The 11,654-nt window shown below is 68.2% G+C and carries 11 protein-coding genes and 2 pseudogenes; 8 read left to right on the forward strand and 5 right to left on the reverse strand.

The window, feature by feature from the left end:
- Positions 1–112 precede the first annotated feature (112 nt).
- Positions 113–1,105: a WD40 repeat domain-containing protein gene (locus ADL29_RS32595; RefSeq protein WP_157878632.1), complete on the reverse strand. Its 993-nt coding sequence runs from the start codon at positions 1,103–1,105 to the stop codon at positions 113–115.
- A gap of 106 nt (positions 1,106–1,211) precedes the next feature.
- Here ADL29_RS32595 and ADL29_RS43805 point away from each other — a divergent pair, with 106 nt between their 5' ends.
- Together ADL29_RS43805 and ADL29_RS32600 are read left to right on the forward strand one after the other, a co-directional pair.
- Positions 1,212–1,385 carry a hypothetical protein gene (locus tag ADL29_RS43805; protein ID WP_157878633.1) on the forward strand — a complete coding sequence of 58 codons (174 nt, stop codon included), beginning with the start codon at positions 1,212–1,214 and terminating at the stop codon, positions 1,383–1,385.
- A gap of 45 nt (positions 1,386–1,430) precedes the next feature.
- The gene (locus ADL29_RS32600; RefSeq protein WP_053927146.1) at positions 1,431–1,964 is read left to right on the forward strand and encodes a GNAT family N-acetyltransferase; all 534 of its coding nucleotides are present in this window, start codon (positions 1,431–1,433) and stop codon (positions 1,962–1,964) included.
- A gap of 303 nt (positions 1,965–2,267) precedes the next feature.
- On the opposite strand, the gene ADL29_RS46145 is transcribed toward ADL29_RS32600, so the two are convergent.
- A complete protein-coding gene (locus ADL29_RS46145; protein ID WP_281181996.1) occupies positions 2,268–2,402 on the reverse strand; it encodes a hypothetical protein in 135 nt (44 codons plus the stop codon).
- Positions 2,403–2,505: 103 nt separating this feature from the next.
- On the opposite strand from ADL29_RS46145, the gene ADL29_RS32605 reads away from it, so the two are divergent.
- From ADL29_RS32605 to ADL29_RS45690, 4 genes are all read left to right on the forward strand, one after another.
- Entirely contained in the window at positions 2,506–4,005 is a 1,500-nt protein-coding gene (locus ADL29_RS32605; protein ID WP_053927147.1) for an SMI1/KNR4 family protein, read from the forward strand.
- 69 nt (positions 4,006–4,074) lie between these two features.
- Positions 4,075–4,434 carry a recombinase family protein gene (locus tag ADL29_RS32610; protein WP_245689728.1) on the forward strand — a complete coding sequence of 120 codons (360 nt, stop codon included), beginning with the start codon at positions 4,075–4,077 and terminating at the stop codon, positions 4,432–4,434.
- Positions 4,435–4,570: 136 nt separating this feature from the next.
- The gene (locus ADL29_RS32615) at positions 4,571–5,068 is read left to right on the forward strand and encodes a MarR family winged helix-turn-helix transcriptional regulator (RefSeq protein ID WP_078971459.1); all 498 of its coding nucleotides are present in this window, start codon (positions 4,571–4,573) and stop codon (positions 5,066–5,068) included.
- Positions 5,069–5,089: 21 nt separating this feature from the next.
- Positions 5,090–5,653: a hypothetical protein gene (locus ADL29_RS45690; protein ID WP_053927149.1), complete on the forward strand. Its 564-nt coding sequence runs from the start codon at positions 5,090–5,092 to the stop codon at positions 5,651–5,653.
- Positions 5,654–5,751: 98 nt separating this feature from the next.
- On the opposite strand, the gene ADL29_RS46770 is transcribed toward ADL29_RS45690, so the two are convergent.
- Together ADL29_RS46770 and ADL29_RS46775 are read right to left on the reverse strand one after the other, a co-directional pair.
- Positions 5,752–6,012 carry a DUF6796 family protein gene (locus ADL29_RS46770; RefSeq protein ID WP_245689725.1) on the reverse strand — a complete coding sequence of 87 codons (261 nt, stop codon included), beginning with the start codon at positions 6,010–6,012 and terminating at the stop codon, positions 5,752–5,754.
- Between the two features lie 154 nt (positions 6,013–6,166).
- Positions 6,167–6,580 (reverse strand): annotated as a pseudogene (locus ADL29_RS46775) (DUF6796 family protein); the annotation flags it as partial.
- 264 nt (positions 6,581–6,844) lie between these two features.
- Here ADL29_RS46775 and ADL29_RS32630 point away from each other — a divergent pair.
- Entirely contained in the window at positions 6,845–8,182 is a 1,338-nt protein-coding gene (locus ADL29_RS32630; RefSeq protein WP_053927151.1) for a phage tail sheath family protein, read from the forward strand.
- Positions 8,183–8,361: 179 nt separating this feature from the next.
- Here ADL29_RS32630 and ADL29_RS43815 read toward each other — a convergent pair.
- Positions 8,362–8,433 (reverse strand): annotated as a pseudogene (locus ADL29_RS43815).
- 363 nt (positions 8,434–8,796) lie between these two features.
- Between ADL29_RS43815 and ADL29_RS32635 the strand changes: the two are divergent.
- Positions 8,797–11,577, forward strand: a complete 2,781-nt coding sequence (locus ADL29_RS32635; RefSeq protein WP_157878635.1) for a Tn3 family transposase — start codon at positions 8,797–8,799, stop codon at positions 11,575–11,577.
- The last annotated feature ends 77 nt before the right edge of the window (positions 11,578–11,654 follow it).

Here is an 11,654-nt window from a genome sequence, read left to right on the forward strand (position 1 = left end):
CCGCCCCGATCCCCTCCGGCCGCGCTCGTAAAGGCGGAAGTCCCCGATCCGCGCGATCGGGGACTTCCGGCGGAGTTGGCCGGTCCATCGGCTCGTCGCGCGCGCAGGCTTGTCAGAGGGTCAGGTCCCAGATGCATACGACGCCATCCCGACCGGCGGTCAAAGCGACCGAGCGATCCTGCATCCTGGTGACCACCACAGCTTCAACGCTCCCATTGTGGCCGGTCAGCGGCGGCCCGACCTGTCGACCGCCGGCAAGATCCCAGATCCGCACGGTCCCATCCTCGCCGCCGGTCACCGCGACCGCACGGTCGCCGACCATGGCGACATCCAAGGCATTGATGCCGCCCTCATGACCAGTAGACGGTTCGTGGATCGGATCGTCGTCTTCGTCCCCGGACAGGTCGAATACGTACATCTTTCCGGAGTCCGTGCCCGCCACGACTACCGGACGACCGTCGAGCTGGGACAACGCGACCGCGTATGCCCTCTCCTCGTCATCCACATAGAACGACGCGACCTGCTCGCCGTTTGCCGCATTCCACACCATTACCCCTTCGTCCCCGCCCCCAACGACCAGCGAGCGGCCGTCGATGCTTGCGGTGGCCAGGCCCCAGATGGAACCGGCGTCCAGCTCCACCGGAGACTCCTCGCCGGACAGCCCCCACACCCGGACTCCGTCCCGGTGGACCCCACTACTTGCCACGAACAGTGGCGGTCCCTCGCCTTTCACCGTGGCGATGGACGAGACGTAGGGCTCGCCGTAGGTCGTCCCGCGGAGCAACTCGCCGCTGTCCAGGTCCCAGATGGCCGCTCCCTGTCCGTCGCCGCCGGCGGCCACTACCACGCGCCCGTCGGAAACGGCCACGGCAACCGAGTCGATATCGTTCTTGGCATCCGGGTACTCGGCGGCGAGTGGGTCCTCGGCGAAGGCGTACTCCAACGGCCTCTCCTGCCACTCGTCCTGCAACGGAGCCCAGCGCCACAGCGTGTAGAAGCCGGTGCACATCACCAGAGGCGCCCCGTCCACGTCGACCACGGCAAGGCCGTCGATCCGGGGTTTGCCAGGCGCCGAGCTGCTCAGAATTAAACGTTCATCAGACACCCGGGCAGGATAATCGGTGCGTCCGACAGCCCGAAGAGCAGAGGCTCCCGGACCGCCGCCGAGTGGCGTGGCCACGGGGAGCGTTACGCGGGCTACGGATCGCAATGTGGGCGCTGATCGTGGTCGACGTGTCGGGGTACCTGCCGCCGTCAGCCGCCATGCGAGCTCGACGAACCCCGGCATCACGCTGGTCGCCGGGGGCCGGGAGGTGCGCGTCCCCAGCGTCAAGGGCCACTCACCACGCGACGTCGTCGCCTACGGCGAGTACGCCGACACCTGACCGCCGATTACCGATGAGGCACTTGCCTTCGGCAGGATGTGCGCCATGACAGAGATCCGTACCCCCCGCCTCCTCCTCCGCCGCTGGCATGACGACGACCTTGTGCCGATGGCGGACATTCACGCGGACCCGCGGGTCATGCGCTGGGTCGACGACGGCTCGGTGCGCGACTTGGACCACACCGCGGAGGCGATCGAGCGGTGGGAGGAGGAGTGGGACGAAGAGGGCTTCGGCCTCTTTGCCGTTGAGCTGCTGGCCTCGGGCGAACTGGCCGGTTTCACGGGTCTGTCGGTGCCGGAGTTCCTGCCGGAGGTGATGCCTGCTGTGGCGATCAGCTGGCGGCTCGGCTCGCAGTTCTGGGGCCAGGGTTACGGTTCCGAAGCCGCCCAAGCCACGCTGGAGTTCGCGCTCCAGGACCGTGGCCTCGACCGTGTCATCAGCATCAACCGGGTGGGTGACGACGCCTCCGAAAACGTCATCCGCAAGCTCGGCATGGTGCCGGAACGCGAGACGACACACCCGGTGTACGGCTTTCCGCTGCGCGTGCACACCATCGACCTCACCGAGTTCCAGGCGTGAACCCGCCGAGCCCTCGGATCATCACGGGACATTGGCCGGATTCCTCGACCAGGTAGCCGTGAGGGCCTGGTCCGTCACGGCCAGGCCCTCAGGTGCGCCTCCGCGGGGGACGGGCACGCGACCCACTCAACGACACTGCACCAGGTGGGTCACGGCTCGATGGCGCGGGTCCGGCACCGAGGTGTTCGACTGGCGCGGAGGCGGCCCCGACGTCTGGGGCGTCCCGCCGGACTAGGCCGTGTCCGATGGGTCGGTGACGACCTGGACCGGGGACCGTTCACGACTGTGTGGGGACGAACCGCGTCACATGGTGGCGATCACCACGCCCATCGCCACCCAGCACACCGCCACCAGCAGCGGCAGCAGAATCATGATCAGATCCGTCGGCGAGGACCTGAGCCAGCTGTTCCCCGCGCCCCCTGCGTCCCTGCCGACCATCCGCTGGCCGCCATGCCAGGCGACCTGGATTCATTGTCGGTGGCTGATGCTGCAACAGGGCCACACACAGGCCGATGTGACCCGACTGGCGAGGGAGAGGCGCATGACCAGCCCACAGAACCCGGGAGTCACCGCGCTGTTGCAGCGTATGGCGCACAGCATGGCCAAAGGGGCACCCAAGGGGTGGCAGCGGGCGTCCATCAGTGCCTGTGCCGACCAGCACAGCACGGGCGGTTACGGACCGGTCAACGTTCTCGCCAACGGCAAGTCGCGCCCCGGATCGATGCGCGCGCCCGAGTACTTGAAGCGAGTCTTCGAGCTGGACGACACCGGGGCCGACGAGCTGACGATCGAGCTGGTGGTACATCCCGACGGCCGGTTCGAGGCGACGACCAGCCGGGCGATCGTGCGGCAGCCGGGCGGGACGCCAGGAGAGGCGGGTCATGTCTATGTCCTGCGTCCCGACGTCCGGCCACCTGACGCTGGTGACCTCCAGGCCGGCCCCACGGACCCGACCCAGGCGGGGGATCCGCAGGAGGCGGTGCGGCTGCTGTCGGCGTACATACGTAAGCGGGAAGAGATCTTTGAACGAGGACCAGGACTCCAGACGCTGCCTGATCCCCGGTCGGCCGATGAAATCGAGCACGCCGAGCGTGCACTGGGCGTGCCGCTCCCGGATGACCTGCGCGCACTGTACGCCGTGGCCGACGGTGACGACGGTCGCAGGCTCTTGGACCGCCACATCTGGCTGGCCCTGGACCACGTGGTCTCCCTGCACCACGCGGACCGCTGGTGGGCAGCGGGCACCACATGGAAGCACTTCACGCTCGGTTCGCTGCGCTCCGACGGCATGCCGCGCCCCACGGTGCGCGCCTCGGCCGACCGCCGCGGCTGGATCGTCTTCGCGGAGAGCACCGGTGGTGACTTCCTGGCCGTCGACATGGATCCGGCCGAAAGCGGTCGCCCCGGCCAGGTCATACGGGTGGGGATGCACCACGATGACGGCCCCGTGTTCGTGGCCGACTCGGTGACCGAGCTGCTGCGGCTGCACCTGGCGGCACTGGAGCGAGGCGACTACCGAGGTGACGTCGCCGCCGGGGACGGGGAGCTGTGGATCGAGACGGGGCTGCCCCGGCGACACGGTGAAGCGGCACACGGGGACACCGCCGACGGTGGATCCGACGGTGCGGACGCGGCGGCGGAGGCTCCCGTGCACCATGCGTACGTGACCTGCGACGCGGAGCTGGCGCCGCTGGCCGGTCATCCCACGCTGACGGCCGTGACGGTGCAGCAGGCCGAGACGGCCGAGGCCCTCTCCCTGGCCCCGCTGCGCAACTGCCCCCGGTTGTACGGGCTGGACCTGTCCCAGGCGAAGGTGCGGGACATCGAGGTGCTCGCCGGAATGCCGGGCCTCCAGTATCTGTCGATGCGCGAGGAGCAGTGGCACAAACGCACCGAACACACTGGCCGACCGTCCGGCCTGGCCGCCGCCGTGATAGCCGACGCCTCCTCGCCCGAGACGCTTGCCGCGTGGGCGGCGAGCCTCGGCGGCGACGCAGACGACATCCGCTTTTACACCGGCCGACTGCCGGGCCACGTGTAGGACGGACCCGACGCGAACGACCCGCCGAAGCGCCGGCTCACCAAGTTGCCCAGGCCGTTCGACTCCTTGGTGCTCGGGAAAGCGATCCCGCGACCGGCAAGCGGCCGACGCAGCGACACCGCGAGCGATGCGAAGGCATCCCGCCCGAAGCCCGATCTCGTCCTCCAGCTGCTGCGCGAGGGCGACACGCTGAAGGTCACCCGGCTCGACCGGCTCTCCCGCTCAGTGCTGTACATGGTGACCCTCGGCGCAGACCTGCGCGAGCGCGGCATCGGACTGTACGTCATCGAGCAGGGCATCGACACCTCCACCATGGAGGGCCGCGCGATGTTCGGGATGCTTTCCGTGCTCGCCGAACTCCAGCGTGAGCCGATCGTGGCGAACACCAACGACGGGCTCGCCTCCTTGGCGGCGAGGTGTGCACTCTGACTTCCCGTCAGCTCACCTCGACGGAGGGCGCCTTGAATTCTCATGTCCTGGCGATCTATGGCGCTATCGGCCCCGACAAGTCAGGTTGGCCTTCGGCCCCGACGGCTCCCTTTACGATCCTGGGGTTCGGGCGTCCATGCGAGCCTTTGCCGCAGGCGGTGCCACCCTGGCACTGGAAGCGGCCGCTGCCGTCCGCTCGGCTTCGCAGGCCATCGACCGGCTGCGCTCGCACGGTGCCGGCGGACGTGGTCTCAGTGCGGGGGCACTCGACCTCCTCGCACGGCTGAGCACGGCCTCCGGCGAAGGGCTCAGCATCGGCGAACTGGCCCGCGCGGCCGACGTCAGCTCGCGCAACGTCACGGGCCTCGTCGACACGCTCGCGCGCGACGGCTTGGTCCAGCGGGTCCAGGACCAGCGTGACCGCAGGTCGGTCCGGGCCCGGATCACCCCGGCCGGCCAGGACTGGCTGGAAGCCTTCCGTCAACCGACCCAGCGCGCCATGTCCGCCATCTTCCAGGGCTTCAGCGCGGACGAACTCGCCCAGTTTCGGCACATGTGCCTGCGCCTGGTCGACAACCAGCACCGGACCGAGCAGTACCTGAACAACGTCCGGCCGGACCAGCCGGCTTCCTGAACCGACCGCACGGAGCACCGAATGACCACCGGCTCACCCGTCCAAGACACCGTCAGGACCTACTACGACGCCCGGTTCAGCGGCGACGTCACCACAGCCGCCGCCCTCATCGGCGAAGACTTCGCCTTCCGCAGTCCGTTCATCACCTCCGACAGCCCGGACGGCCACCTTGACGGCCTCGAAGGGGGCTTGGGCTTGGGCATCATTACCGACGTAGCCGGAGATCATCTCGGTGCGGAGGTCTGCCGGTCTGCGGGATGGGCAGCCTCTGGCCGTGTTCTGTTGTCGCGCTTGGGGCCGGTCAGTGCGGATCAAATTGAGCCTGCGTCGCCTGTACTGCGCAAGAGCGTCCTGTCCGAAGGCGACTTTGGCCGAGCGGGTGCCGGGGTTGACCGTGCGCTACCAGCAGCGAACGAAGACCAGCACACGGTCATCCGGGGGATCGTCACCCCCTGCAACTCTGGGGACAACGAAGGCCGCATCACGGACGCGAAGCTCCAGAAACGCCTCATGGCAGGACGCGCCAGCGTCCCACTCCTCCATCCACCGAGTAGTCCTGATCGCCCACTTACGCCGCTGCGATAGCGACGGTTGGTCAAGGCCGAGCGTATAGAGGGGCGAACGGGACTCCTGGTAGATCGTCTTGTGGTCAGGCTCGGACTCGTCCCTGAGTGGTCGGTCGGCTACGGGCGCGGCCCTGCGGGATCCTCAGGCGGCGCCGATGCCGATGCGGCCGCGCGGCGGTGGGCGTTCCACAGGGTGATGGTGGTCAAGGTGAAGAACAGGAGGTTGGCGAGGCTGAGTTGGGAACCCTGGAGGAGGACGCCTGCCGGGCCTGGGATGCCCTTGGCGAGGAGCTGGCCGATGAGGATACAGACGAGGGGAGTGGCGGCGCACATCCAGCGGGGGAAAGAGGTGGCGCCGCGCAGGATGGCGACCGTCATCCACAAGGAAGCGGTGAGCCAGCAGGCCAGGAGGAGGGCGTAGGGGATGAAGAGGACGGTGGCGAAGTCGCCGGGGGGCGGTGAGGACGGGGGAGCCGGAGCCGGAGCCGGAGCCGTGGACGGCTTTGGCGGCCTGGCCCCAGTAGAAGAAGGAGCCGTGTACGAAGGGGGCGAGGACGAAGCCGGTGGCCAGGAGGAGGAACGGGGGGAGGGAGAGGAGGCGGCGGGCCGGGCGCAGGCCGCGGTAGAGGTGCCAGCAGGCGGCGAGATAGAACGGGCCGGTCAGGACGCCGAGCAGGGCGCCCCAGGCCAGGCGGGTGGTGGAGGCGGGCAACATGGCGGCGAGGGAGTCGCCGGTGACGCCGTCGTACGCACCCAGGATCGGGTAGCGGTCTGAGGAGGCCATGGGCTTGCCCAGCAGGAGGATGTCGCCGAGGAGCCAGGCGATGGAGGCCAGGATTCCGCAGATGCCCGCGAGCCGTACCGCGTGTGTCCAGGTGACCTGGTCGTCGCGGGAGTTGATGTGGGTTAACTGCTGCTGCGCATGGTGCGTTGGCCGGGTCGGCATGTGCTCGCGGACAGCTGGTTGCAGAGGGTTATTGGCAAGTTTCACTGGGCAGTGAGAGGCCGACCGGCTAGCCGTCGCGCCACCGGTAGTACGACCTCAGCGCTGGGAAGCCGACAGTCCGCCACAGTCATCCCGGCGAGGCATGAGGCCCCGCCGGGAAGAGCTCCGTGTCGGGGCGGTTCGGGAGCGCGGCGGATGGCGTGACGATCGCCTACGGGCACTTCACCGGCGAAGGGCGCCGGCTGAGCGAAAGGGGAAGCACCGATGGCCACGAGGCCTGCGGGTGTCTACGGCAGCGACGAATTCAACGGCGCATACACGATCGTGGGGGCGGGGACGTCGACGCCTGCGTTCCTCGGGTACACCGAGGTGCTGGGCAGCGGCGCCGTCGAACGGTCGACTCCTCCATTCGATGCGAGTGAACGCGTCGTTCCCCAGCGGGTGCGTGGCTGGCGGGAGTTCGTCGACCGCTACAGCATCACTGAGCTGGGCGATGAGCTGGCCGGCCTGCTCAAGAAGCAGCAGAACGACGAGGAGCTGTCCTCCGCGGAGTTCAAGCGGGTCCAGGTCCTCCAGCGGTGCCTCCGGCTGGCCGAGGCGGTGTACGGGTTCTTCGCCAACGGCGGCACCTCCTGCTACGTCGTCGGCTTCCTTGCCGCGGACCAGCCGGTGACCGCGACGGCCCTCGTCGGCGACACCGACAAGCGCACGGGTCTGGCGGGGCTGGAGACGGTTCCCGAGGTGACCATGGTCGCCGCGCCCAGCCTCTGGGACATGACCGTGGCCGCCACCGACAGCTCAGCCCTGCCGCAACCGGACCTGACGGCCGGCACGGCGCTCATCGACAAGGTGCTCGCCCACTGCACCAAACAGCGCAACAGGATGGCAATTGTCGACGTGCCGCCAGAGCAGTCTGTCGATGCCCTCAAGGAATTCGTCGGCACGCTCGCGGCACAAGACACGGACGAGGCGGCGTTCACGGCGTTGTACTACCCGTGGGTGAAGGTCCCCGGGGTGGACGGGGTGCCGCGGACGGTGCCGCCGTCGGGGCACGTGGCAGGCGTGTGGGCCCGCACGGACACCGAGCGCGGCGTGTTCAAAGCGCCGGCCAACCAGAACCTGCGCGGCGTCCGTGAGCTGCACACCCAGCTCACGGACGACCAGAACGGGGAGCTCAACGACAAGGGCGTCAACTGCCTGCGGGTCTTCCCCGACCGGGGCCTGCTGGTATGGGGCGCGCGGACACGGTCCACCAGCCGCGACTGGAAATACCTCAACGTCCGGCGCCTCGTCTCCTACCTCTCCGACTCCATCCAGCAGTCAAGCACTTGGACGGTATTCGAGGACAATGGCGACAAGCTGCGGGAAGCACTGCGGAACTCGGTCACCAGCTTCCTGACCGACCAATGGCGACAGGGGGCGTTGCAGGGGCGGAATCCCGACGAGGCGTTCTACGTGATCTGCGACGACACGAATAACACCAAGGTAACGCTCGATGCCGGTCAGGTGGTCTGTGACATCGGCGTCGCACCCGTACGCCCCGCCGAATTCGTGCAGTTCACCATCACCCAGAACGCCGGCCAGACCGGCGGAAACGACTGACGCCATCACGCAGCTCTCACCGCAGTGGAGCCGGTCCCGGCTTGCTACAGCCGCACCAGCCAGGGACCACGCCTGAAACGACCGGATTGATGGCTCAAGCCGGAAGGGCTTTTTTCTGAGAAGGCGTTCTCGTGAAGAACGCCGAAGGTCCCCTCCTCGCGAGAGAGGGGACCTTCTGATGGAGCGCCCGGCAGGCCTTGCACCTGCATCTCCCACCGGTTGGTGGACGTCTTTCCTTGGACCACAGACGCACGACTCCCACCCGCTGTCCGCGGGCCGAAGTTGCATGATGATCATATTGAATCGGCAGAAGCTCTTCGTCATGTGGCTGCTCCGGCTCCAAGTGAGCCAGCCGGCAGGGCGGGCTTGTGTAACCGGGTCAGGTTCACCGTTCCGCTCTTCGAGCTGACTGACATGCCGCCCCCGCCGGGGAGTGATCACACCCGGAACGCAGGTCAGGCGGCTCGTGCTGGCTTTTGCCTCCCTCGAAGGCCGTGTTCTCGTATAGCTACGGCGAACGGACGTGTAGCGCTGTGTGACTCTGTGGTCGTCGTTTCCCCTCGCTGGGCGTCTCGTTGAGCTGGACGAGTGACCTCGGTGGGAGGGCGGGGCGCGTGCGGCAGGACTGGGAGCCGGAAGACCTGATCGAGGTCTGGACGCTGCTCGAAGACGACATGAAGCGGGTGCGGAACAAGTCCGGGGCAACCAGGCTCGGGTTCGCGCTGCTGCTGAAGTACTTCGAAGTGGAGGCCCGGTTCCCGGAGTCGGCCAAGGAAGTGCCGGCAGCCGCGGTGGAGTACGTGGCTCAGCAGGTGAAGGTGCCGGCGGAGGCATGGGCGGACTACGACTGGCAGAGCAAGGCGATCCAGCGGCACCGGGGCGAGATCCGGACGGCGTACGCGTTCCGTGCGAACACCGAGGAGGACCAGGACTGCCTGGCCGCGTGGCTGGCCACCGAGCTGTGCCCGGTAGAGCTGTCCCGGGACCGGCTGGCGGCCGCTGTGGTGGCGCGGTGCCGCAACGACCACATCGAACCGCCGGCACCAGGGCAGGTGCGGCGCCTGGTGGGCAAGGCGGTCAAGGACTTCGAGAAGCGGTTCTGCCGCGGCACGATGGACCGACTCAGCCACGCGACCCGCTCGCGGCTGGAAGACCTGGTCGCGGCCGACGGCACGGAAGAGAGCGCTGACAAGGACGGCGCGGTGGCCGGGGGCGGACGGTCGCACTTCGCCGAGCTGAAGACTGACCCCGGCGCCCCGGGCCTGGAGAGCCTGCTGGCCGAGGTGAACAAGCTGAAGCGGGTGCGGCGCCTGGAGCTGCCCGCGGACCTGTTCGCGGACGTGTCGGAGAAGTTGGTGGACGCCTGGCGGGCGCGGGCGTCGAAGGAGTACCCGGCGAACCTGGAGCGGATGAAGCCGCCGCGGCGCCTGACGCTGCTGGCCACGCTGTGCCACGTGAGGCAGACGGAGATCACCGACTCGTTGGTGGACCTGTTCATCCAGCTCGTACTGAAGATCAACACCCGGGCGGAACGGAAGGTCGAGAAGGAACTGGGGGCGGAGCTGAGGAAGGTCAGGGGCAAGGAGGCGATGCTGCTGCGGGTGGCGGAGGCCGCGCTGTCGGAGCCGTCCGGCACGGTGCGGCGGGTGATCTTCCCGGTGGTCGGCGGGGAGAAGACGCTCAGGGCGCTGGCGGCGGAGGCCGCGGCGAACGAGGCCCGCTACAAGGCCCGGGTCCGTACGGTGCTGCGCTCGTCGTACTCGGCGCACTGGCGGCGGATGCTGGCGCCGTTGCTGGGGGCGTTGGAGCTGAAGTGCAACAACACCGCCTACCGGCCGGTGATGGACGCGATCGAGTTGCTGAGGCGGTATCTGGAGCAGCCGCTGCGGGAGGGCGCGTTCTTCGATGCGGCGGAGACGGTGCCGCTGGACGGGGTGGTCCCGGAGCCGTGGCGGGTGGCGGTGGTGGACGACAAGGGCCGCGTCGAGCGCATCCCGTACGAGCTGTGTGTGCTCGTGTCGCTGCGGGACGCGCTGCGGCGGCGGGAGATCTGGGGGGTGGGCGCGAACCGGTGGCGTAACCCGGAGGACGACCTGCCTGCCGACTTCGAGGACAACCGGGATGTCCACTACGCCGCGATCCGTCAGCCGCAGGACGCCGGCGCTTTCATCACCGCGCTCCAGCGCAAGCTGCGGGCCTCGTTGGACCGTTTCGACAGCGCTCTGGCGGAGGGCACCACGGGCAGGGTGGCGATCGTGAAGAAGCACGGCGAGCCCTGGATCCGTGTGTCCCCGCGTGGCAAGCAGGAGGAACCGGAATCGCTGGTGGCGATCAAAGGAGAGATCGAGCGGCGCTGGGGCACCATCGACCTGCTCGACATCCTGAAGTACGCCGAGTTCGAAACCGACTTCATCGCCGAGTTCGCCTCCGTCGCCACCCGCGAGAACCTCTCAAGGGAGGTACTGCGGCGCCGGCTGCTGCTCGTGCTGTTCGCCCTGGGCACCAACATGGGCATCAAGCGGGTCGCGGTGACCGGCAAGCACGGCGAGAGCGAGGCGACGCTGCGACGGGTGCGGCACCTGTTCGTCAACCGGGCCAACCTGCGCGCCGCCTTGCGGAAGCTGGTGAACGCCACCTTCGCCGCCCGCGACGAGCTGTGGTGGGGAAGTGGCACGGCCTGCGCCTCCGACAGCCGCAAGTTTGGCTCCTGGTCCTCGAACTTGATGACCGAGTGGCACCAGCGCTACCGAGGCCCCGGCGTGCTCATCTACTGGCACGTCGAGCGGAAGTCGGTCTGCATCTACTCCCAGATGAAGTCCTGTTCGGCCTCCGAGGTCGCAGCGATGATCGAGGGCGTGCTGAGGCACTGCACCGACATGGAGGTCGACCGGCAGTACACCGACACGCACGGCGCCTCCATCGTCGGCTTCGCCTTCGCGCACATGCTCGACTTCAAGCTGATGCCGAGGCTGAAGAACATCGGCTCCGCCCGGCTGTACCGGCCCGCGGCCGGGGAGGACGAGAACTGGCCGAACCTGGCGCCGGTGCTGTCCACCAAGACGATCAACTGGGACCTGATCCGCCAGCAGTACGACCAGATCGTGAAGTACACCACCGCCCTGCGCCTGGGCACCGCCGAGGCCGAACAGGTCCTGCGTCGTTTCACCCGCGGAGGCCCGAAACACCCCACCTACCAAGCGATCGAGGAGCTGGGCCGCGCGGTGCGTACCTCGTTCGTCTGCGACTATCTCGCCGACGTCGAGCTGCGCCAGGAGATCCACGAGGGCTTGCAGGTCGTGGAGAACTGGAACAGCGCGAACAAGGACCTCTTCTACGGCAAAGACGGAGACCTGGCCGGGCAGGACAAGGAGTCCTCCCATGCGGCGCGACCATGATGTGGCGACGTTCGACGAGGGACTCAGTCAAGGGAGGTAGTCGAGACGATCGCCAAGACCTGTGCTTGCCTTGTCAC

Origin of the sequence: Streptomyces chattanoogensis, from assembly GCF_001294335.1 — a bacterium.
GTDB classification, from domain to species: Bacteria; Actinomycetota; Actinomycetes; order Streptomycetales; family Streptomycetaceae; genus Streptomyces; species Streptomyces chattanoogensis.

Excerpts from the sequence above, each read along its gene's own strand:
- ADL29_RS32600 (WP_053927146.1), top strand. The coding sequence starts at position 1,431 with ATGACAGAGATCCGTACCCCCCGCCTCCTCCTCCGCCGCTGGCATGAC.
- ADL29_RS46145 (WP_281181996.1), bottom strand. The coding sequence starts at position 2,402 with ATGGTCGGCAGGGACGCAGGGGGCGCGGGGAACAGCTGGCTCAGGTCC.
- ADL29_RS32605 (WP_053927147.1), top strand. The coding sequence starts at position 2,506 with ATGACCAGCCCACAGAACCCGGGAGTCACCGCGCTGTTGCAGCGTATG.
- ADL29_RS32615 (WP_078971459.1), top strand. The coding sequence starts at position 4,571 with ATGCGAGCCTTTGCCGCAGGCGGTGCCACCCTGGCACTGGAAGCGGCC.
- ADL29_RS45690 (WP_053927149.1), top strand. The coding sequence starts at position 5,090 with ATGACCACCGGCTCACCCGTCCAAGACACCGTCAGGACCTACTACGAC.
- ADL29_RS46770 (WP_245689725.1), bottom strand. The coding sequence starts at position 6,012 with ATGACGGTCGCCATCCTGCGCGGCGCCACCTCTTTCCCCCGCTGGATG.
- ADL29_RS32630 (WP_053927151.1), top strand. The coding sequence starts at position 6,845 with ATGGCCACGAGGCCTGCGGGTGTCTACGGCAGCGACGAATTCAACGGC.